Below are 20,248 nucleotides of genomic sequence, written 5' to 3'. Positions count from 1 at the left end.
GGTGGCGTGGGCTAAATCGCGTGCTGCGGTGGGGATCGACTACCCTTGGCTAACGTGAGCGAGCAGAAGAATAATGAAGTAAACGATGTCCCTGAGCAGCTGCGCATCCGCCGCGAAAAGCGCGATCGCCTGCTGGAATCCGGCGTAGAGGCCTACCCGGTAACCGTTGAACGCACCATCTCCTTAAAGGATTTGCGCCATGATTTCCGCGTCGTGGCTGAAGGCGAAGAGCCGGGAAACGAAGAAGGCGTAACCTACCTTGCCGCTGGTGAGGAAACCGAGGTCACCCACGCAATTGCTGGTCGCCTTATCTTTATGCGCAATACCGGCAAGCTGTGCTTCGCCACCTTGCAAGATGGCGATGGCACCCAGGTGCAGGCCATGCTTTCCCTCGCAGAGGTAGGCAAGGAGCGTCTCGACGCCTGGAAGTCCGACGTCGACTTGGGCGATTTCATCTCCGTGCGCGGCCGCGTGATTTCTTCGCGCCGCGGCGAGCTGTCCATCATGGTCTCCGAATGGACCATGGCCGCTAAGTCCTTGCGCCCGTTGCCGGTGTCCTTCGCCGATATGGCTGAAGATACCCGCGTGCGCCAGCGCTATAACGACCTCATTATCCGCGAAGATGCCCGCAAGAACGCCATGATTCGCGTCAAGGTCATGCGCGCGCTGCGCAATTACCTGGAAAGCCAGGACTTTGTAGAAATCGAGACCCCGATGCTGCAGACCCTGCACGGTGGCGCAGCCGCTCGCCCGTTTATCACCCACTCCAATGCGCTGGATATTGACCTCTACCTGCGCATCGCTCCAGAGTTGTACTTGAAGCGCGCGGTCGTGGGCGGCATTGACCGCGTCTTTGAAATCAACCGCAACTTCCGCAATGAGGGCGTTGACCGCTCCCACTCGCCAGAGTTCGCCATGCTGGAGACCTACGCTGCGTGGGGCGATTACAACGATTGTGCCCGCATGACGCGTGAGTCCATCCAGGCTGTTGCCCGCGATGTCTTCGGCTCGACCACCGTCACCCTTGCCGATGGCACCGAGTTCGATTTCGGTGGCGAAGAATGGCCGGAAATCGAGATGTACCCCTCCCTGAATGAGGCCCTGCAGCGTAAGTTCCCGGGCCAGCCGGAGGTCACCATCGATACTGACGTCGAGACGCTCAAGGGCATTGCAGACGTCATTGGTCTCGACGTCCCTAAGGACGGCGGCTGGGGCCACGGCAAGTTGGTCGAGGAAATCTGGGAGGTCCTGTGCGAGGACCAGCTCGAAGGCCCTATCTTTGTCAAGAATTTCCCGGTTGAGACCTCCCCGTTGACCCGCCAGCACCGTTCCGAGCCGGGCGTGACCGAAAAGTGGGACCTCTACGTGCGCGGTTTCGAGCTGGCAACCGGCTACTCCGAGCTCGTGGACCCGGTTATCCAGCGCGAGCGCTTTGAGGATCAGGCCCGCCTGGCCGCCGGTGGCGATGATGAGGCCATGGTGCTGGATGAGGACTTCCTCGCGGCTATGGAGCAGGGCATGCCGCCTACAGCCGGTACGGGCATGGGCATGGACCGTCTACTCATGGCCTTGACTGGCCTGGGCATCCGCGAAACCGTGCTCTTCCCGCTGGTCAAACCCGAGCAGAAGTAGCACCTAGCGTCCTATCGCTTGGCCGTCAGCCCGCGCGGGCTGACGGCTTTGCTATTTCCTGCTCATGTTCGTTCCTGCACCCCTGCTGCAAAAGACCAGCGCAGTTTCTCACCGCATGGAAAAATGCGAGGCATGAAAAGAATTCTCCCTATCCTTGCCCTACCTGTATTGGCCGTTGGGCTTGCGTCATGTTCCTCTGCTGACAGTAACGAGGAAGCGCCCCAATTCCGTCCACGGATGACCGAAAGCACCGCAACTAGCTCGGCGGAAGCTTCCTCCCCAGAGAGCACAGCGGAAGAAACTACCGAATCAGAAAAGAAGGTGGATTCCTCGGGGCTGACCATGCGTTCGGCCGAGGACTTTTTGGCGAAGGGCCCCGAATACGCGCAGTCGAAGGCGTGGGGAGTTAAAAGTCCCGATGGAAAAGTTTCGTGCTCCTTTAAAGAGCTCTCCGCAGGCCCGTGGTGCACCGTGCAGTTCGCAGATCCACCCCTAATGCCAGACCCAAACCAGCCGCAGTGGGAGGCTAATATGGTCAGCTTCAAAAAGGGGGAGGGATTCTTCCCATCTGGCGCGGTGGATCCAGGTGATATGACTCCGTCGAAACAGCTCAAGGCAGGGGAGAAGGTAGAAATTGAAGGCGTTACCTTCGAGGCACCAAACTCGGATGAGTTCACGGTCACAGCGAAGGGACATCATTTCACCGTAAAAGACAACGGTCAGTACTACTCCGATACCTTCCCACCTAAGCCCGATTCCAACGGCAACGCCAAAATGGGCACTATCTGTGGGCAGATGGATACAAAATGGGGACGAAAGAACGTCTACGTGCAAGTCGATGGCACGAACTGCACCAAAGCTATGCAGGTCGTAGATAGCTACGTGAACCACGACTTTAAGCCGGAGGAAGTAAATACCCGCGGCTTCCTCAGGCTCGAAGGTTGGGCGTGCGATGTATCCGCGCCAAAGTTCTTAGATGACGCAAAGCCGGAAAACCGCTTGCCCAAATGCGTGGATTCGAGTGGCAGCGGGCGAGTAGTTCTCCTGGATATCTAAGTTTTTAGCGCACGAGTGGGCCGGCGGATTTATCGCCCCGCAGGCGCTTAATGATGTTCTCGGCCGAAATCAGGCACATTGGCACACCGACGCCCGGCACGGTGGTAGCCCCCGCATAGTAGAGGCCGTTTACCTTGCGTGAGGCATTGCGTCCGCGCAAAAACGCCGACTGTCGCAGCGTGTGTGCCGGTCCGATGGAGCCGGCCGACCAGGCATGGTAGCGCTCGGCAAAATCGGCCGGGCCGAGCGTGCGCTTGACGACGACCCTCTCTCGCAAATCCGGCACTCCGGCCGTGGCCGCGATGCGGTTGAGGGCGGCGTCGGCAATCGCAGCAACGCGCTCGGACTCCTCAGCGTGATAGGCATTGCCAAACCCGGGCGCCTCCGCGGCCGGCACCGGCACCAGAATGAAGAGATTTTCGTGGCCCTCGGGGGCGACACTTGGGTCGGTGGCGGAGGTCTTGGACACGTAGATGGACTCGGAGGCCCCCAACGGCCGGGAGGGCTCTGGGCCGGAATAGACGGCGCGGAAATCCGGATCCCAGTCCTTGCTAAAGAGCAACGTATGGTGTGCCAGCTCGGGCAGCTTGCCCTTCACCCCGGCCAAGATGAGCACGGTACCCAGGCCCGGATTGCGCCGGCCCCAGTAACGCTCCGGGTAGGTGCGCAGCTGCGGCGGCAAAAGCTGGGTCTCGGTGTGGTGCAAGTCCGCTGCGGAGACCACGATATCGGCGTGGATGGCGCCCTTGTTCGTGCGCACGCCCGTTACCTGCCGATTAGATACCTTGATGGAGGTAACCTCCTCGCCCAAACGGAAGGTGGCGCCAAACTTCTTCGCTTGTCGGTAGACGGCCTGGACCACGGCGGCGAAACCACCTTGTGGGTAGCGCACCCCCTCCACCAGGTCGGTGTGGCTCATCAGGGAATATAGGGCTGGGGCGGCGGCCGGCTCGGAGGATAAAAAGACCGCCGGATAACTCAGAATCTGGCGCAGGCGGGCATCAGCGAAGTTACGGCCCACGTGCTGCTGCAGGTTTGCCGCAAGCAGCGCCACGAGGCGAGAAAGCCGGGTGCGAATATCGCGGTGCACCAAATTGAGCGGCGCGGAGAAGGTGGTGTAGAGGAAGTGCTCGAGCGCCATGTCATAGGTATCGCTGGCCTGCGCCAAGTACTGCCGGACCTTGTCTCCCGCGCCGGGTTCCAAGGACTCGAACAGCGCGGTGACTTCCTCGATACCGGAGTGCACGTCTACGGGCGCATCCCCATGAAAAACACGGTAGGCGGGGGAGAGGTCCACCAGATCTAGCTCCGCCTCGGTAGAGGTGCCGCAGAGCGCAAAGAAATGATCGAAAGCCTCGGGCATGAGATACCAGGACGGGCCCGTATCCCAGCGAAAGCCGTCTTCTGCAAAGCTGCCGGCGCGGCCTCCCACCTCATCCAGCGAGTCCACCACGGTGACCTCGTATCCTTCGCGGCCGAGCAAGGCGGCGGTGGCGAGTCCAGCGATGCCGGCTCCGATGACGACGGCGTGCATGACGTTCTCCTTAATCTTCGGCTGGGTGTGGGGCGTGCTTGCTGTGGCCGCGGCGGCGCACTGCGCGGGCCGCTAACCAAGCCTTGGTGTGGTTGGGCACGGATACGCGCGTGGTGGCGAGGTCCGTAGCAGGGGTTGCGGCGAGGCGATTGGTCAGCTCGGCAAAGATATCCGCCGCCGCGCTCACACCAACCCGTGCGGAGGCAGGTAGCAAGTCGATGGTGAGCGCGGCGGTAGCAAGCTCCTGGCGGATCTCTGCGATGAGCGCGGACTTGGTGGCCTCATCAATCCGGCCGGATGGGGCCTGCTGAAAATAGGTGCGCCCCAAAGTAGAGCTATCCTCGCCCAAATCACGCAGGAAGTTTATCTTCTGGAATGCCGAACCTAGCGCGCGGGCGCCGCGTTCCATGGCAGTGCGGTCGGCGGGTGAAACGCTTTCCTCGGCTAGGAAAATCTGTAGGCACAAAAGCCCAATGACTTCTGCCGAGCCGTAGATATAGTCCTGCAGCTCGGCCGAAGAATACTCGCGTTGTTTAAGATCCGCGCGCATGGAGTGAAAGAAGGCAACAAGGTACTCGCGGGGGAAGCCACAGCGACGCGCGGTTAAGGCATAAGCGTGGACCACGAGATCCGTGTGCAGTCGCTGCTGCGGTGCGGCCAGGATGGTTTTCTCGTAGGCATCCAAAGCGGCGGCGGGGTCGGTGTGGGCTTGGGCAGCGGCGCCGTCGACAAGCTCATCGGCAATGCGCACCACCGCGTATAAGTGGCGGATATCGGCGCGCACCCGCCCGCGCAAGAGCCGCGTGGCCAGCGAGAAGCTGGTGGAGTAGCGCCCCATAACCTGTGCGGCCGCGCGGGAGGCCGCTTGGTCATAGCGAGAAAGCATATCTGTCAACGTAGCATGCAGCCTATTAACGGTTTGTGGCGCGCGGCTGCCCCTCCGCGAACCCGGCGGCGGACTGCACACCCACGGTGGCGCGTTCGTGGAAGCTAGCCAAGGAATTGGCGCCGGCGTAAGTGCACGAGGAACGGACGCCAGAAATGATTCGGTCCACGAGATGCTCTACGCCGCCGTGCTCGGGGTCGAGGTAGATGCGCGAGGTAGAAATCCCCTCTTCAAACATCTCGCGACGGGCGCGCTCGAAGGCCTCCGTATCGGAGTTGCGGCCGCGCACCGCCCGGCGCGAAGCCATGCCAAAGGACTCCTTGTAGAAGGTGCCATCGGCGTCCTTGTGCAGGTCACCTGGGGATTCAAAGGTTCCGGCGAACCAGGAGCCGATCATAACATTGGAGGCACCGGCGGCCAGGGCAAGAGCGACATCGCGCGGGTCGCGCACGCCGCCATCGGCCCAGACATGGGCGCCAACCTCGCGGGCTGCCGCAGCGCACTCCAGGACGGCCGAGAATTGCGGGCGGCCCACACCCGTTTGCATGCGGGTGGTGCACATCGCGCCCGGGCCCACGCCGACCTTGATGATGTCTGCGCCGGCGGCCGCCAGTTCGCGCACGCCCTCCGCTGTGACGATATTGCCGGCAGCAATGGGAAGCCCCAAGTCCAGCGCTTTTACCTTGCGCAAAGCGGTGAGCATGCTGTCTTGGTGCCCGTGTGCGGTATCAATGACTAAGACGTCGGCTCCCGCCTGCGCTAGGGCACGGGCGCGGCCTTCCACATCGCCGTTGATGCCCACGGCCGCACCAATGTGTAAGCGGCCCTGCTTGTCGACGCCCGGCTTATACATCTTGGCCCTCACCGCCCCCTTCCTCGTGAGGATTCCGGCCAGGGTGCCATCCGGGTTGACCACCGGCGCCAGCTTCCGCGAGGTTTTGCGCAGCTTGGTGAAGGCCTCCTGCGGGTCGATGCCTACCGGCAGCGTCACCAGATCCGTGGTCATCAATTGGCCGACGGCGGTGAAATTATCCTGCCCGCGCAGATCCTTCGGTGTGATAATGCCGATGGGCATGTCCCCGTCGACCACGATGGCCGCGCCATGAGCGCGCTTGTGCAAAAGGTTGCTGGTATAGCCCACGGTATGGTGCGGCTTCACGATAATGGGGGTGTCATAGACCAAGTCAGCCGCTTTCACGGAGGCGATGGTCTCTGCGGCCGCATCCAGGGATAGGTCCTGTAGCAGGATAGTGAGCCCGCCGCGGCGCGCGATGGTCTCGGCCATGCGGCGACCGGCCACGGCGGTCATATTGGCCACGATGAGCGGGATGGTATTGCCAGTGCCGTCCTCAGTGGTGAGATCCACCGACTGGCGCGAGCCCACCTCGGAGTGGCTGGGCACCATGAACACATCGGAATAGGTCAATTCGTACGGCGGGCGGGAATCCTGGAGAAAACGCACTGGGATGGCCTCTCTATATATTCGGGTGGCGCGGTCTGACCGCGCGGAGGAAGACATTAAAATTATACTCCCCGACTTTCCCCATATCGGCGGCCTCAGTATCCTATCTGGGTGTCTCAGAAACCAGATCCGCACATTTCCGCAGAGGTAAAAATCAACCTCACCATCCTCGTCCTTGGTGCGATGGTGATGATCCTGAACGAGACCGCCCTTTCGGTGGCATTGCCTGCCATCATGGCGGACTTTGACATCCCGGCTACCTCCGCCCAGTGGTTGCTTACCGCTTTCCTGCTCACCATGGGCGTGGTCATCCCGACCACCGGCTTTCTCATGGATAAATTCACCACCCGCCAGATCTTTCTCGCCTCCGCGGGTGTATTCCTTGCCGGTACAGTCTTTGCGGCACTCGCCCCAGCCTTCGGCATCTTGCTGGTGGGGCGCGTTTTCCAAGCGGCGGGTACTGCGTTGATGATCCCCACCTTGATGACGGTGGCGATGACCCTCGTCCCGCCGCAGCGTCGCGGCAGCGTCATGGGCATTATCTCCGTGGTCATTTCCGTGGCCCCAGCGCTCGGACCTACGGTGGGCGGTCTGGTTCTTAGCATGTTCACCTGGCACGTCATCTTCTGGACCATGGTTCCGCTGCTCGGCCTCATCGGCGTCGCCGGCTACCTCCGCCTAGTCAACGTGGGCGATAAACGCGATACCCCGCTGGATTTCCCCTCAGTTATTTTGTCCGTCCTTGCCTTTGGCGGGTTGGTATATGCCGTATCGTCCCTAGAAAATATTCTGGAGGGCGAAGGCCTCATAGACATCCTCGTCCTCGCCATAGGACTTGTGGCCTTGGCGCTTTTTACCCTCCGGCAAGTGCGCCTGGCTAAAGACAATCGCGCCCTGCTGGATATGCGACCATTTAAGGTTCCGAACTTCACCGTGGCGGTACTCGGCATGCTTTTGATGTTCGGGCTATTGCTTGGCGTGGTCAATGTCCTGCCCATCTACCTGCAGACCTCTTTGGCGGTAAGTTCCCTGGTCACCGGGCTCGTCGTCATGCCCGGCGGCTTGCTGCAAGGCGGCATCTCCCCGATGGTAGGCCGCCTCTATGATGTCCACGGGCCCCGTCCGCTGATGATTCCAGGTGCCCTTCTCCTTGCCGCGGGTACGTGGCTGATGACCCTGCTCACTGAGGACAGCGCTGTGTGGATGGTCATTGCTATGCACGTCCTATTCGCCCTCGGCATTGCGCTCATGATGACGCCACTGATGACGACGTCCCTGGCCTCCCTGCCGGATGAGCTCTACTCGCACGGCTCCGCCATCCTTAATACTTTGCAGCAGCTGGCGGGCGCGGCCGGCACTGCCTTTTTGATGACGTTCCTTAGCCGTGGCACCAAGTCTGGCCTGGCACAAGGCATGAATGATGCTGCTGCCACCGCTTACGGTGCGCACTGGGCATTCCTTTTTGCAGGCGTGCTCTCGCTGGTGGTTATTGTGCTGGCCCCCTTCCTCAAGCGCGTGCCGTCGACGGAGTAGCCACTAGGACAGGAATAAGGCCCGCACACGCTATGCGCGGCGGGCCGGAAACTCTGAGAGTGCGATTTAAGAGGCGCACAGCGGCAGGTTCAGCCGCTCGTTTTCAGCCTTATCGCCCCACACGAGGAACGCGGATTGGGTGCCTTCAACGGCCATGACGTAGGTAGGAACATCCGCGGTGGTCTCATAGCTTTGGATGGTGCACTGGTCATTGGAAAGCTCCACCGGCTCGGCGTCGGGAAGCATGGCATCGCGCTCTTCTATGCTGGGGTAGTAGGTCACGATATAGCTAAACCCATCGCCCACGCAGGAAATCTTGGCCTCCTGGCCAGACTCCGGCTCACGCGAGGAACACTTTGCCCCATCGAAGCCCTCCTGGCCGCTACGGGAGCTCACCAGGTTCGGGTACGCATCCGCCAGGTTTTGTTCTTTGTCATTCCAGCTGGGGTAGGACAAGAAGAACCACAGCGCCGCCGCGGCGGCAATCGCGGCCACCGCCAACACGCTAATCAACGCAATGAGACCGCCCTTGCCCTTCTTCTGCGGCGCTGGCCCCATGGGTTGCTGCCCCATGGGTTGCTGCCCCATGGGCTGGGCCATCGCCTGCTGCTGCGGCTGCGGCTGTGGCTGTGGCTGCGGCGGGGCGAATTGCTGCTGGGGGCGCGGTTCGGGGGCTTGCACGCGCGGGATCTGTGCGGTATCGAACTCTCCCTGCGGGCGCAGATGCGCCACCACATCCTTGGCGCTATCCGCCGTGCCGGTGGCCTTATAGTCCGGGCACTTGCGCGCGACGAGTTGCTCGAATGCCTCTACCGCTTCGCCGTGCTCCTCGGGAGACGGGCCGGCCGCGGCCAGTACCGAAATCTGCCGTTGCTTGTCGACGCCCACCCGGGCCTCCCTCAGCCCATGAACCGCAAAGTCTGCCTGCTTGCGAGAGATCAAAAAGTCCACCGCACCGGCCAGGGGGCCAAAGATCTCCGCCGCGTCCGTGCGGCTGAGATTATTGGGTATTTGCGAAAGCTGGGTGCCGACAAACCCCTCGCGCACAATAAACTCTTGCCCGTCTGCGGTAGTGCCCGTGCCTACCAGCGGTGCGATAGCCGGGTGATGCAATCCATGTAACGCGGTGGACTTTTCCACCATGCCGGTGATTCCTGGGGCGAAAATCTCCACGCTCAGCGGCTGGTGCGTGGCCCCGTCTTCCACGGCAAAGAGTGTAGAGGAAGGAGCTTCATCCACTACTGCCAATTCGTGCAGGTTGTGTTGGGTGGCGAAGAACTCAGGAAGTTGCGGCACGGTGGAGATTTCCTTAAACAGTGCGGAAGAGGGGCGGGGAACAATAAAACGATTCCAGATTACATGCCCGTGCCCCTGTTCGCTACCGGCGTACACCCGTGTGAGCTGCGAAGATGGGGAATTATCGCGGTATTGCGGGCATCTGGGAGTAAAACCGGAAATGATCGGCGGATTGCCGCGTTAGAGTGGGTGACACATTAGAAGCGAAAGTATAGGGGAATCATGTTCGAGAGGTTTACCGATCGTGCTCGCCGCGTCATCGTTTTGGCGCAGGAAGAAGCACGCATGCTTAACCACAATTACATCGGCACCGAGCACATCTTGCTCGGCCTTATCCATGAAGGCGAAGGCGTCGCTGCCAAGGCACTGGAATCCATGGGTATTTCCCTGGAGGATGTCCGCCGTGAGGTCGAGGAAATCATCGGCCAGGGTAGCCAGCCACACACCGGCCACATCCCCTTTACTCCACGTGCCAAGAAGGTTCTTGAGCTCTCCCTGCGTGAGGGCCTGCAGATGGGACACAAGTACATCGGTACTGAGTTCTTGCTGCTGGGTCTCATTCGCGAGGGCGATGGCGTCGCCGCGCAGGTGCTGACCAAGCTCGGCGCCGACCTGCCACGCGTGCGCCAGCAGGTTATCCAGTTGCTGTCCGGCTACGAAGGCGGCCAGCAGGAGGGCGGCTCCTCCAATGGCCAAGGCTCCGGTCCCGTCGGTGCAGGTGCTGGCGCCGGCGCTCGTGGCGGCTCCGGTGGTTCCGGTGAGCGTTCCAATTCCCTGGTGCTTGATCAATTCGGCCGCAACCTCACCCAGGCTGCCAAGGACGGCAAGCTTGATCCTGTCGTTGGCCGCGAGTCCGAGGTAGAGCGCATTATGCAAGTGCTCTCTCGCCGCACGAAGAATAATCCGGTGCTCATCGGTGAGCCGGGCGTTGGTAAGACCGCCGTGGTCGAGGGCTTGGCGCTCGACATCGTCAACGGCAAGGTCCCGGAAACCCTCAAGGACAAGCAGCTCTACTCGCTTGACCTAGGTTCCCTGGTGGCCGGCTCTCGTTACCGCGGTGACTTCGAGGAACGCCTGAAGAAGGTGCTCAAGGAGATTAACCAGCGCGGCGATATCATCTTGTTCATCGATGAGATCCACACCTTGGTCGGTGCCGGTGCTGCTGAAGGTGCTATCGATGCAGCTTCCTTGCTTAAGCCAAAGCTGGCCCGTGGCGAGCTGCAGACCATCGGTGCTACCACTTTGGATGAGTACCGCAAACACATCGAAAAGGACGCCGCTCTCGAGCGTCGTTTCCAGCCGGTCAAGGTAGACGAGCCTTCCCTAGATGACACCTTCTTGATTCTGAAGGGCCTGCGCGATAAATACGAGGCTCACCACCGCGTGTCTTATACCGATGAGGCGTTGCACGCTGCAGCTTCCCTCTCGGATCGCTACATCAATGACCGCTTTTTGCCGGATAAGGCCGTTGACCTTCTCGATGAGGCTGGCGCGCGCATGCGCATCAAGCGCATGACCGCGCCAAAGGGCCTGCGCGAGGTCGATGACCGCATCGCTGAGGTCCGCAAGGAAAAGGAAGCGGCCATCGATGCCCAAGACTTCGAAAAGGCAGCTGGCCTGCGCGATAAGGAGCGCAAGCTGGGCGAGGAGCGCGCTGAGAAGGAAAAGCAGTGGCGTTCCGGTGACCTCGAGGAAATCGCCGAGGTTGGCGAGGACCAGATTGCAGAGGTGCTGGCGCACTGGACCGGCATCCCTGTCCTGAAGCTGACGGAGAAGGAATCCAACCGTCTGCTCAACATGGAAGAAGAGCTGCACAAGCGCATCATTGGCCAGGACGAGGCGGTCAAGTCCGTCTCCCGCGCCATCCGCCGTACCCGTGCAGGCCTCAAGGACCCGCGCCGTCCATCCGGCTCCTTCATCTTCGCTGGCCCGTCCGGTGTGGGTAAGACCGAGCTGTCGAAGTCCCTGGCTAACTTCCTCTTCGGTTCGGATGATGACCTCATCCAGATCGATATGGGCGAGTTCCACGACCGCTTCACCGCTTCTCGTCTCTTCGGTGCTCCTCCGGGATACGTTGGCTACGAAGAGGGCGGCCAGCTGACCGAGAAGGTTCGCCGCAAGCCGTTCTCCGTCGTGCTTTTTGATGAGATTGAGAAGGCCCACAAGGAGATCTACAACACCTTGTTGCAGGTGCTAGAGGATGGCCGGCTTACCGACGGCCAGGGTCGCGTTGTTGACTTCAAGAACACCGTTCTCATCTTCACGTCGAACTTGGGTACCCAGGACATCTCGAAGCCGGTGGGCTTGGGCTTTACTGGCTCTTCCGAAAATGATGCGGATGCTCAGTACGATCGGATGAAGCAGAAGGTCAACGACGAGCTGAAGAAGCACTTCCGCCCGGAGTTCTTGAACCGTATCGATGACATCGTTGTCTTCCACCAGCTCACTCAGGAGCAGATTGTGGAAATGGTCGAGCTGCTCATCGGCCGCGTGGCCAAGCAGCTGGATGAGCGCGATATGGGCATCGAGCTCACGCAGAAGGCCAAGGACCTGCTGGCTAAGCGAGGCTTCGACCCAGTATTGGGTGCTCGTCCGCTGCGCCGCACCATCCAGCGCGAGATTGAGGATCAGCTCTCCGAGAAGATCCTCTTCGGCGAAATCGGCGCCGGTGAGATCATCACCGTCGACGTCGAGGGCTGGGACGGCGAGTCCAAGGACAACACTGGCGCGAAGTTCACCTTCAGCCCACGCCCGAAGCTTCTGCCGGAGGACACCGAGGAGCCGCAGCTTGACGACGCCGAGGTGCGCGAAAACGACGCCGACTCCACCGATGCCGGCGAGCCCGACACCATCACCCCGGACGTTCCGGGCGATGGCGGCTCCACCGCCGCCGGAACCGACCTAGAGTCCGGCTCCGGTTCCGACTCCGATGACGATGGCCATAACCCGCCGCCAGCAGGCGCCGGCCAGCCGATGTAGTGGCGCTATAGCGCCTTAAAGCCGCCCAGCCCTCGCTTTCCCTGCGAGAACTGGGCGGCTTTATTTGCGCCCAGGAATCTATTTATGCTGTGCAGTTAGTGGGTGCCGGTTTGCCCTCAAAGCGGTCAAAGAGATACTGCAACCCGACCGGCATCTCTAGGTACAAGGGCACGGCGTGGTCGATTCCAGTGCGTGGAATCGTTGCGGTGCCGGGTGCGGCTACGAAATCGATGGTTCCGCCCATAGAGCAGTACGCTCCAGCAGTCCTGCGTACCTGGTCATGAGAGATTAAATCATCACTAGGTGAGCTAGCCATCATTACCGGTGCATTTGGCACCGCTTTGCCCAGGTTTTGGCGCTCTAAAGTTTCCTTAACGACAGGTTTGCGTTCCACAATCTCGGACAAGGATTCCCCGGTGCGGGTAAGCATTCGGGTATTTGTAAAGCCCCACATGAGAACAGAATCGCCCGTGCAGCTGGTGGCCGCGGAACGTAAGAAGTCAATGCCTCGTGGGTTGAGTTCCGCCAACACTGCATCGCGGAATTCTGGGCTACGCTCAGAAAAGCCATTAATGGCATAGCCCAGCACGTGGGCGATAGCTGAACCGTCAATGCTGCGCATAGTCTCCGGCAGGTCCGTTGGCGGCGCGCCAGCGTATGTGCCGGCTACGTTGAGGTCAGGAGCGTAGCGTTCGGCATACTCGGCTGCGGAGAGCGAGGCGCCGCCGCCCTGCGAATAGCCCGCAAAGCCAATAGGGGCGTCCTTCGGGGCGTGCGCGAGTTCTAGGCCGGAGCGGGCGGCGTCGAGAAGCGCGTGTGCTTCTTCAATGTGGTTTACATACGTGTGGTGTCCTGGCATGCCCAACCCAATAAGGTCGGCAACGATAACGCGTGCCCCGTGGCGCAGGGCCATCATATAAAATGAGTACTCGTAGCTGGCATTAATGGTGGGAGAGCCCACTTTGCTCAGGCCCACCGACCCCAGCTGCATGCCCGCGCGCGACGGCGCGCATTGGTCGCCCTGCCCACGCGTGCTTGGTCCGAAGACGATGGTCGGGCGCTCGCCCTTGCCACGCCACGGTGCAGTGGGCTCGTACAAGGTAGCCGAGGCTTGCACCGGCTTGCCGGCATCGGTGGTGGTGTCATATGTAAACACCTGCGCCTGGCCCGCCGATTCTGCCAGGTGCGGCGCCGGGTGAGCTGAAGTCACCGCCGCGTTGGCAGCTGGCGGCAGAAAGAGCGACCCGAGGATTAGTGAACAAACTGTGAGGAGTCTCATACAAATCTTTTCCATGACCAAAACCTACTGCGCAGTAGGAACGGTGGAAGTGGAATTGCTAAAATAAATGCTTATGGGACTTCAGTATCGTTCAAGAAAAAAGACCGGCAAGAATAGCTGGATCAACGTCTCTGGATCCGGCGCGTCGATGTCTACCAAGGTAGGGCCGGTCACCTTTAATTCCCGCGGCGGCATGTGGGTGAACCTGCCGGGCGGATTCAATTTCCGCGGCCGCTGGCGTTAACCAGATCACACGCCCTGGATCGCGACCTGCGATTATAGCTGGCCATTATTAACCCCCTAAATAGGGAGGTGGAACAGGCCAGCGTCGTTTTGCTCGGCGAGGCCGTCGGCAAGCAGCGAAGCCAACGCCCGGGAGCGCTGCGCCGCATCGGGCCAGACCACATCAATTTCGGACTGCGGAACCGGCCCGTTCGCTGCGCGCAGCACATCCAAAATCTTGCCTCGCACCTGCCGGTCTGTGCCTACAAACTTCTGCACCCGCTTTTTCGCCCGCGCCTGCTCCTCCGCACTCGGCTGCGGTCGACCAGCCAGCTGCCACGCGCAACTAGTGCGCAGTGGGCACTGCTCGCAGGCGGGATTCTTCGCCGTGCACACCAGCGCGCCTAACTCCATGAGTGCGGCCGAAAAGCGCGGCCCATTCTCGGCCGGCAAAAGCTCTGCCACGGCCGCCAGCTCCCGCTTCGATGGCTGCGGCGCAAGGAACCGGCCCTCTTCTGCGCGGGTATACACCCGCCGCACATTGGTATCGACCACCGGTACGTTTAGCCTGAAATGAAAACAGGCCACGGCGCGCGCGGTGTAATCCCCAATGCCAGGCAGGCGCAGCAATTCATCGACGTCCGCCGGTACCTCGCCTTCGCCGATGGCCGCGGCACATTCCCACAGGCGCAGCGCGCGCCGCGGGTAGCCCAGCTTGCCCCAGGCGCGCAAGACCTCCGCTCGAGTAGCCTGGGCAAAATCTGCCGGGGTGGGCCAGCGCCGCATCCAGTCCTCCCACACCGGAGCCACGCGCGCGACTGGGGTCTGCTGGCTCATGACCTCACTGAGCAGCACACCCCACGCGCTTGTGCCAGGCCGGCGCCAGGGCAGGTCTCGTTCATTGGCATCGAACCAGGAAAGAAGAGCTTGCGAATCCATCGTGGGAGATAGTCTAGGGCATTAGAATATGGCCTATGCCTTTACGTAATATTGCCCACGAACCGCAGGCCGTATGGGAGGCCCTCAAGGCGGGAAATCAGCGCGTATTGGACGGCGAGACCGTCGACGTGCGCGAGATTTATAACCGCGAGGGCCTAACTCACGGCCAGGACCCTCGCGTGGTGGTTATTTCCTGTTCCGACTCCCGCGCCCCTATCGAGCACGTCTTCAATATCGGCTTCGGCGATGCCTTTGTCATCCGCACTGCCGGCCACATTCTTGACGACGCCGTTCTAGCCTCCCTCGACTACGCCCTTGCCGCCCTCAAACCCAACCTGCTGGTAGTCCTCGGCCATCAATCTTGCGGCGCGGTGGGCGCGGCTACCGGTTTTGTGTCCGGCGGCGAGCTGCCCACCGGCCTGCAGCGTCCCATCATCGAGAAGGTTGCCGCCTCCGCACTGGTGGCGGGCCCACATGCCACGACTGACGACGTCGAGCGGGAGCACACCCGCCAGACCGTCGCCCAGCTGGTTGCCAGCGTGCCCAACGTCCGCCGACTGCTCGACGAGGGTGCCCTGGGCGTTATCGGCGCGCGCTACCTGCTGGAAGATTCCAGCGTGGAAACCCTGCAGACCTTCGGAGTGGACTAGCCCGCCTGACACGCGGCGCGGGCTTAGCGCACCGGCCCGTGCCCACCGCTTAAAATTGACAGCGTGACGCAGAAAAAGCCCCTACCAGAAGAGATTTACAAGCGCCGACGAGTAGCGGCGCTCATCATCGTACTCGTGCTGGTCGTGGTGCTGATCTGGGCGGCTGTGGCTGCCTTCGGGGGCAGCAGCGATGAGCCGGCCGATACCGCCGCACCCGCGCCTACGCCGGAGCAGACCGCATCTTCTGCCGCCCCAGAAACCTCCGCGACCTCCGCGGAGGCGTCGGCCGAGGGGGCGTCGGAAAGCGTGTCTGCCGAAAGCGAGCCGTCCAGCTCCGCGGCCGCGAGCTCCGAAGCCGCAAAAAAGACCTGCGACCTGGCAGACCTCCAGGTGCGCACCTCCATGTTGAATTACTCCGTGCCGGAGGGCGAACTGCCGAAGTTCTTCATGACAGTCACCAACCCCACGGCCGCAGACTGCAAAATCGACCTAGACAAGAACCTGCTGCGCTTCGAAGTCTACAAGATGGCCGATAACGAGCGCGTGTGGTCCGATACGGATTGCTATGCTTCCGTGCAGACCGGCTCGCAGACTTTCCCGGCCGGCAAGGACGTAAAATTCGAGGCCGAATGGTCCCGCCAAGCCTCCAAGCTAGGCGAATGCACCAATCGCCCCGCGGCTGAGCCAGGCGCCTACTTCGCCCACACCATCATCGGCGATAACTCCTCCCCGCCGCAGGACTTCACGCTGCGCTAGGTGCTACCTCGCCACCGCAGCGATGGCCTGCCCTAGCGTCCCAGCTTGGTGGACGCGAATGCCGTCTACTGGCTCGATTTCCCCGCGTGGGACAATCGCGTTCTTATAACCCAGCCGCGCGGCCTCCATTAAGCGCCGCTCCACATTGGGCACTGGACGCAACTCGCCGGCCAGGCCCACCTCGCCAATGACAACCGTCTTGGCCCGCAGCGGTTGCTCGTGCAACGAGGACCACGTCGCCAACGCCACCGCCAAATCCGTCGCGGTTTCCGTAATGCGCATGCCGCCGACCGTGGCGACGTAGGCATCTTTATCATTGGTGCGCTGGCCGGCGCGGGCCTGGAGCACCGCGAGCACCATCGGCACGCGGTTGGAATCTAGCCCGGTAACCACCCGCCGCGGGTTTTTCGCCACCGGGTCCACCGTCAGCGCCTGCACCTCCGCCAGAATCGGCCGCACCCCGTCCATCGCGACCGTCACGGCCGAGCCATCCGGCGTAGAACCGCGGTGCGAGAGGAATAGCCCGGAGGGATCCGCTACCTCCCGAATGCCGCCGGAGGTCTGCTCGAAGCAGCCCACCTCGTCGGTGGCACCAAAGCGATTTTTGATGCCGCGCAGCATGCGCAGGCTGGATTGGCGGTCGCCCTCGAAGTTTAAGACGACGTCGACAAGGTGCTCCAGCACGCGTGGCCCGGCCACGTTGCCGTCCTTCGTGACGTGGCCGACCAGTAGCACCGGAATGCCCGTGGATTTCGCCAATGACGTCAGCGCGGCCGTTACCGCGCGCGATTGTGCCACGCCACCGGATACACCCTCCACACCTACGGCATGCATGGTCTGTACCGAATCGACGATGATGAGGCTAGGCTGCAGCTTATCGACGTGCCCGAAGACCCCATCCAAGTTGGACTCGGCCGCCAAATACAAAGTTTCCTGCAAGGCGCCGGTGCGCTCGGCGCGGGAGCGGACCTGGCCGGCGGATTCCTCGGCCGTCGCGTAGAGCACGGTGCGGCCGAGCTGTGCCCACCGCGAGGCTACTTCCAGCAGTAGCGTGGATTTGCCCACGCCGGGCTCGCCGGCCATAAGCACCACCGAGCCCGGCACGATGCCGCTTCCCAGCACGCGATCCAACTCGCCGATACCGGTGCGCACCGTCTTTGTTGCCTGCGCCCCAATCTTGGTAATCGGCTGTGCCGGACTCGACGGGGCTACGCCCTTGCTTGCCGACGCCCCTGGCACCGCCACCACCGGTGCCTTTTCCTCCAGCGTGCCCCACGCACCGCAGTCCGGGCATCGCCCGAGCCATTTGGGCGAGACGTAGCCGCATTCGGAACAGGTATGGATGGGGCGGGTTTTCTTGGCCATGGCTTCTAGCCTAAAACACACAGACGCTCCCAGCCCGAAACGGGCTGGGAGCGGGGCTGGAAAGTAGTGTGGCTTAGTTCTTCGGAGCCTCGGAGGTGTAGCCCTCGGAGGACTCGACGTCGCGGTCGAACTCGCCGGACTGCATCTGGGTGGCAGCGATGGTGGCGTTTACGTCGATGGAGCCATTGGAGAACTCGAAGGTAACCGGGCGGTCACCGGCGTAGCCGTAGTCATCATTCTTCAACTTGGTGGCGATGTACTGGACGGTTTCGGAATCCTGCTGGGGGTTAGCTTCCAGGTTCTTCTGAGAATCAGCGATGATGGACTCATCGCGGTGCAGCGGCTGTGGCTGCTTCATCTCAACGCGCTGGCCATCGACCTTCACGGACTCCAAGGAAATGACATCGGTGTCGTAGCCCTGGTTAATGGCGCTGAACTTCAGTGCAGCAGTGCCGTCCGGCTCTACCAGGATGGTGACATCGCGAACTGCAGCCTTATTATCTTCCGTGCTTGCAGAAGCGCCATCGACCGCAGCCACTTTTTCAGCGGTCTGGGTGACATGACCCGCCGAGCAAGAAGCCAACGCCAGAGCGGAGACGGCGGTAACGGAAATAATGGCACCGCGGCGGGCGGCGGACTTCAGGGACTGCACGTTGAGCATCCTCCATCAATTGCGATCACAGGGCTTGTCAACGCTTTAGCCTAGTCCCTTTCGCAATAAAGTACACAGTTGTCCCAAATCGGGCGGGTAGACCGTGGGGGTATACGGGGGTATCCGCAGTCGGGGTGACCGTGCGTGATAAAATAGGGGCCTTAGTCAACCGGGATAAATCGGGAACACAAGGAGTGGCAATGGAGTATAAGGTCGGCGAGGTCGTCGTCTACCCGCACCACGGTGCGGCCGTCATCGAGGATATCGAGACCCGCGAAATGGGCGGCGAGACGCTCGAATACCTGGTGCTGCACATCAACCAGTCCGACCTGGTCGTCCGCGTGCCCATCAAGAACGCCGATAACGTCGGCGTGCGCGACGTCGTGGGCAAGGAAGGCCTAGAAAAGGTCTTTTCCGTGCTGCGTGACGAGGACGTCGAAGAGGCCGGCAACTGGTCCCGCCGTTATAAGGCTAACCAGGAGCGCCTGGCTTCCGGCGATATTAATAAGGTCGCCGAGGTCGTGCGTGACCTGTGGCGCCGTGACCAGGATCGCGGCCTTTCGGCCGGCGAGAAGCGCATGCTTGGCAAGGCCCGCACCATCCTGGTAGGTGAGCTCGCACTGGCCAAGCCGGTCGATGAGAAGAAGGCCGACACCATGATGGAAGAAATCGATGCCACCATCGAGCGCCACCGCGCCGCCGGATTGGTAGATGATAAGTCCATCACCACCGATATCGACAACGACATCGATCTCGATGACCTCTCCTTCGACGACGAAGACTAAACCGCGCGTCATCGCGCTCATCGCGGCCGCAGGCCAGGGAACTCGCCTCGGCGCCGAGGTGCCCAAAGCTTATGTCGAGCTGCGCGGCCGCACCCTCTTGGAACGCTCCGTGCGAGCATTGCTGGCCTCCGGGGTAGTCGATGAAATTATCGTCCTGGTCAGCCCGGACATGGAGGCTGAGGCCGCGCGTATTATCGGCCGCATCGACGCCGTTGGTGCTACTGACGCTGCAAGCGCCGCCCCGATTCGCCTCGTTCACGGTGGCAGCGAGCGCGCCGATTCCGTGTGGGCCGGCCTGCAAGCAATCCCGGACGAGGATGCCGTGGTGCTCATCCACGATGCGGCCCGTGCGTTGACGCCGCCGGCGATGGTGCGGGGCGTCGCCAAGCGGGTGCTGGAAGGCGCTCCCGCGGCCGTGCCGGTGGTTCCGGTGGCCGATACCATCAAGGAAGTCGCGGATGAGGCCGTGTTGAGCACCCCCGATCGCTCCCGCCTGCGCGCAGTGCAAACCCCGCAGGCCTTCCGCCTGTCCGCGCTGCGCCAGGCCAACCTCGATTATTGGGCCCAGCAGCCCGAATTTACCGCCACGGATGACGCCAGCCTCATGGAATGGCACGGCGAGCGCGTGGCAACCGTGCCGGGCGATACCCTGGCTTTCAAGATCACCACGCCCATCGATCTCACCCTGGCCCACGCCCTGACCGAGGAGACCCATGACTAATCCGATTATCCCGCGCGTTGGAATTGCCACCGACGCCCACCAAATCGAGGCCGGCAAGGATTGCTGGATCGCCGGCCTGCTCTTCGAAGGCGTTGACGGGTGCGAGGGCCACTCCGATGGGGATGTTGTAGCGCACGCGCTCGTCGACGCCCTTTTATCCGCCTCCCACCTCGGTGACCTCGGCTCCTTCGTGGGCGTCGGCCGCCCCGAATACGATGGCGTTTCCGGCGCGAAGTTGCTGCGCGAATGCCGCCAGCTCCTCGAATCTGAGGGCTTTATCATCGGCAACGCCGCCGCCCAGCTCATCGGCCAGACCCCCAAGATGGGTCCGCGCCGCGAAGAGGCCGAGGCCGTACTGAGCGAAATCCTTGGTGCCCCCGTGTCCGTATCTGCTACCACGACGGACCACCTGGGGTTCACCGGCCGTAAGGAGGGGCGTGCGGCGGTTGCTACGGCCGTCGTCTGGCGCGCCTAGCCCACCGCACTAACCCCGCGCACGCG

Annotated in this window: 18 protein-coding genes; 10 read left to right on the top strand and 8 right to left on the bottom strand. The window is 61.8% G+C overall.

What is annotated here, in order from left to right:
• The first annotated feature begins 54 nt into the window (after positions 1-54).
• Positions 55-1,632 (top strand): lysine--tRNA ligase, encoded by a 1,578-nt coding sequence (lysS, locus tag ACP8J1_RS10275; protein WP_023019919.1) that lies wholly within the window; start codon positions 55-57, stop codon positions 1,630-1,632.
• Positions 1,633-1,764: 132 nt separating this feature from the next.
• Positions 1,765-2,688 (top strand): hypothetical protein, encoded by a 924-nt coding sequence (locus ACP8J1_RS10270; RefSeq protein WP_023019918.1) that lies wholly within the window; start codon positions 1,765-1,767, stop codon positions 2,686-2,688.
• Positions 2,689-2,692: 4 nt separating this feature from the next.
• Here ACP8J1_RS10270 and crtI read toward each other — a convergent pair whose 3' ends face one another.
• The 3 genes from crtI to ACP8J1_RS10255 are packed head-to-tail and all read right to left on the bottom strand — an operon-like array spanning position 2,693 to position 6,570.
• Positions 2,693-4,222: a phytoene desaturase family protein gene (gene crtI, locus ACP8J1_RS10265; RefSeq protein ID WP_023019917.1), complete on the bottom strand. Its 1,530-nt coding sequence runs from the start codon at positions 4,220-4,222 to the stop codon at positions 2,693-2,695.
• A 10-nt stretch (positions 4,223-4,232) separates the two neighbouring features.
• Positions 4,233-5,108, bottom strand: a complete 876-nt coding sequence (locus ACP8J1_RS10260) for a phytoene/squalene synthase family protein (RefSeq protein ID WP_023019916.1) — start codon at positions 5,106-5,108, stop codon at positions 4,233-4,235.
• 25 nt (positions 5,109-5,133) lie between these two features.
• Positions 5,134-6,570, bottom strand: a complete 1,437-nt coding sequence (locus tag ACP8J1_RS10255) for a GuaB1 family IMP dehydrogenase-related protein (protein ID WP_302517659.1) — start codon at positions 6,568-6,570, stop codon at positions 5,134-5,136.
• A 111-nt stretch (positions 6,571-6,681) separates the two neighbouring features.
• On the opposite strand from ACP8J1_RS10255, the gene ACP8J1_RS10250 reads away from it, so the two are divergent.
• Complete coding sequence (locus ACP8J1_RS10250) at positions 6,682-8,103, top strand: MDR family MFS transporter (protein ID WP_486696655.1); 1,422 nt, start codon at positions 6,682-6,684, stop codon at positions 8,101-8,103.
• A 66-nt stretch (positions 8,104-8,169) separates the two neighbouring features.
• Here the strand turns inward: ACP8J1_RS10250 and ACP8J1_RS10245 are convergent, their stop codons facing one another.
• Positions 8,170-9,399, bottom strand: coding sequence for a hypothetical protein (locus ACP8J1_RS10245; RefSeq protein WP_023019913.1), 1,230 nt, complete (start codon positions 9,397-9,399; stop codon positions 8,170-8,172).
• Positions 9,400-9,621: 222 nt separating this feature from the next.
• Between ACP8J1_RS10245 and ACP8J1_RS10240 the strand changes: the two genes are divergently transcribed.
• Entirely contained in the window at positions 9,622-12,378 is a 2,757-nt protein-coding gene (locus ACP8J1_RS10240; protein ID WP_023019912.1) for an ATP-dependent Clp protease ATP-binding subunit, read from the top strand.
• Positions 12,379-12,460: 82 nt separating this feature from the next.
• Here the strand turns inward: ACP8J1_RS10240 and ACP8J1_RS10235 are convergent, their stop codons facing one another.
• On the bottom strand, positions 12,461-13,588 hold the full coding sequence (locus tag ACP8J1_RS10235; protein ID WP_232212554.1) for a lipase family protein: 1,128 nt from the start codon (positions 13,586-13,588) through the stop codon (positions 12,461-12,463).
• 142 nt (positions 13,589-13,730) lie between these two features.
• Between ACP8J1_RS10235 and ACP8J1_RS10230 the strand changes: the two genes are divergently transcribed.
• Positions 13,731-13,901 carry a DUF4236 domain-containing protein gene (locus tag ACP8J1_RS10230; RefSeq protein WP_080970400.1) on the top strand — a complete coding sequence of 57 codons (171 nt, stop codon included), beginning with the start codon at positions 13,731-13,733 and terminating at the stop codon, positions 13,899-13,901.
• A 56-nt stretch (positions 13,902-13,957) separates the two neighbouring features.
• On the opposite strand, the gene ACP8J1_RS10225 is transcribed toward ACP8J1_RS10230, so the two are convergent.
• Positions 13,958-14,818: an HhH-GPD family protein gene (locus ACP8J1_RS10225; RefSeq protein ID WP_023019910.1), complete on the bottom strand. Its 861-nt coding sequence runs from the start codon at positions 14,816-14,818 to the stop codon at positions 13,958-13,960.
• 35 nt (positions 14,819-14,853) lie between these two features.
• On the opposite strand from ACP8J1_RS10225, the gene ACP8J1_RS10220 reads away from it, so the two are divergent.
• The gene (locus ACP8J1_RS10220; RefSeq protein ID WP_023019909.1) at positions 14,854-15,468 is read left to right on the top strand and encodes a carbonic anhydrase; all 615 of its coding nucleotides are present in this window, start codon (positions 14,854-14,856) and stop codon (positions 15,466-15,468) included.
• 63 nt (positions 15,469-15,531) lie between these two features.
• Positions 15,532-16,224, top strand: coding sequence for a hypothetical protein (locus ACP8J1_RS10215; protein WP_486696651.1), 693 nt, complete (start codon positions 15,532-15,534; stop codon positions 16,222-16,224).
• 3 nt (positions 16,225-16,227) lie between these two features.
• Here ACP8J1_RS10215 and radA read toward each other — a convergent pair whose 3' ends face one another.
• Together radA and ACP8J1_RS10205 are read right to left on the bottom strand one after the other, a co-directional pair.
• Positions 16,228-17,589: a DNA repair protein RadA gene (gene radA, locus ACP8J1_RS10210; RefSeq protein ID WP_486696649.1), complete on the bottom strand. Its 1,362-nt coding sequence runs from the start codon at positions 17,587-17,589 to the stop codon at positions 16,228-16,230.
• Between the two features lie 73 nt (positions 17,590-17,662).
• On the bottom strand, positions 17,663-18,250 hold the full coding sequence (locus ACP8J1_RS10205; RefSeq protein ID WP_034655526.1) for a hypothetical protein: 588 nt from the start codon (positions 18,248-18,250) through the stop codon (positions 17,663-17,665).
• 191 nt (positions 18,251-18,441) lie between these two features.
• Between ACP8J1_RS10205 and ACP8J1_RS10200 the strand changes: the two genes are divergently transcribed.
• Genes ACP8J1_RS10200 through ispF form a run of 3 tightly spaced genes read left to right on the top strand, consistent with a single transcriptional unit; the run spans position 18,442 to position 20,222 of the window.
• Positions 18,442-19,026 (top strand): CarD family transcriptional regulator, encoded by a 585-nt coding sequence (locus ACP8J1_RS10200; RefSeq protein ID WP_005325718.1) that lies wholly within the window; start codon positions 18,442-18,444, stop codon positions 19,024-19,026.
• Entirely contained in the window at positions 18,998-19,747 is a 750-nt protein-coding gene (ispD, locus tag ACP8J1_RS10195) for a 2-C-methyl-D-erythritol 4-phosphate cytidylyltransferase (protein WP_023019905.1), read from the top strand. The genes ACP8J1_RS10200 and ispD overlap by 29 nt, the downstream gene beginning before the upstream one ends.
• A complete protein-coding gene (gene ispF, locus ACP8J1_RS10190) occupies positions 19,740-20,222 on the top strand; it encodes a 2-C-methyl-D-erythritol 2,4-cyclodiphosphate synthase (protein ID WP_023027768.1) in 483 nt (160 codons plus the stop codon). The genes ispD and ispF overlap by 8 nt, the downstream gene beginning before the upstream one ends.
• The last annotated feature ends 26 nt before the right edge of the window (positions 20,223-20,248 follow it).

Source organism: Corynebacterium sp. LaCa_205, assembly GCF_057458085.1.
This window is presented reverse-complemented; position numbering and strand designations above follow the sequence as displayed.

What these genes read in the sequence shown, in the direction of transcription:
- crtI (WP_023019917.1), bottom strand. Translation starts at nt 4,222, where the DNA reads ATGCACGCCGTCGTCATCGGAGCCGGCATCGCTGGACTCGCCACCGCC.
- ACP8J1_RS10225 (WP_023019910.1), bottom strand. Translation starts at nt 14,818, where the DNA reads ATGGATTCGCAAGCTCTTCTTTCCTGGTTCGATGCCAATGAACGAGAC.
- ACP8J1_RS10240 (WP_023019912.1), top strand. Translation starts at nt 9,622, where the DNA reads ATGTTCGAGAGGTTTACCGATCGTGCTCGCCGCGTCATCGTTTTGGCG.
- ACP8J1_RS10220 (WP_023019909.1), top strand. Translation starts at nt 14,854, where the DNA reads ATGCCTTTACGTAATATTGCCCACGAACCGCAGGCCGTATGGGAGGCC.
- ACP8J1_RS10270 (WP_023019918.1), top strand. Translation starts at nt 1,765, where the DNA reads ATGAAAAGAATTCTCCCTATCCTTGCCCTACCTGTATTGGCCGTTGGG.
- ACP8J1_RS10230 (WP_080970400.1), top strand. Translation starts at nt 13,731, where the DNA reads ATGGGACTTCAGTATCGTTCAAGAAAAAAGACCGGCAAGAATAGCTGG.
- ACP8J1_RS10200 (WP_005325718.1), top strand. Translation starts at nt 18,442, where the DNA reads ATGGAGTATAAGGTCGGCGAGGTCGTCGTCTACCCGCACCACGGTGCG.
- radA (WP_486696649.1), bottom strand. Translation starts at nt 17,589, where the DNA reads ATGGCCAAGAAAACCCGCCCCATCCATACCTGTTCCGAATGCGGCTAC.
- ACP8J1_RS10260 (WP_023019916.1), bottom strand. Translation starts at nt 5,108, where the DNA reads ATGCTTTCTCGCTATGACCAAGCGGCCTCCCGCGCGGCCGCACAGGTT.
- ACP8J1_RS10205 (WP_034655526.1), bottom strand. Translation starts at nt 18,250, where the DNA reads ATGCTCAACGTGCAGTCCCTGAAGTCCGCCGCCCGCCGCGGTGCCATT.
- ispF (WP_023027768.1), top strand. Translation starts at nt 19,740, where the DNA reads ATGACTAATCCGATTATCCCGCGCGTTGGAATTGCCACCGACGCCCAC.
- ispD (WP_023019905.1), top strand. Translation starts at nt 18,998, where the DNA reads ATGACCTCTCCTTCGACGACGAAGACTAAACCGCGCGTCATCGCGCTC.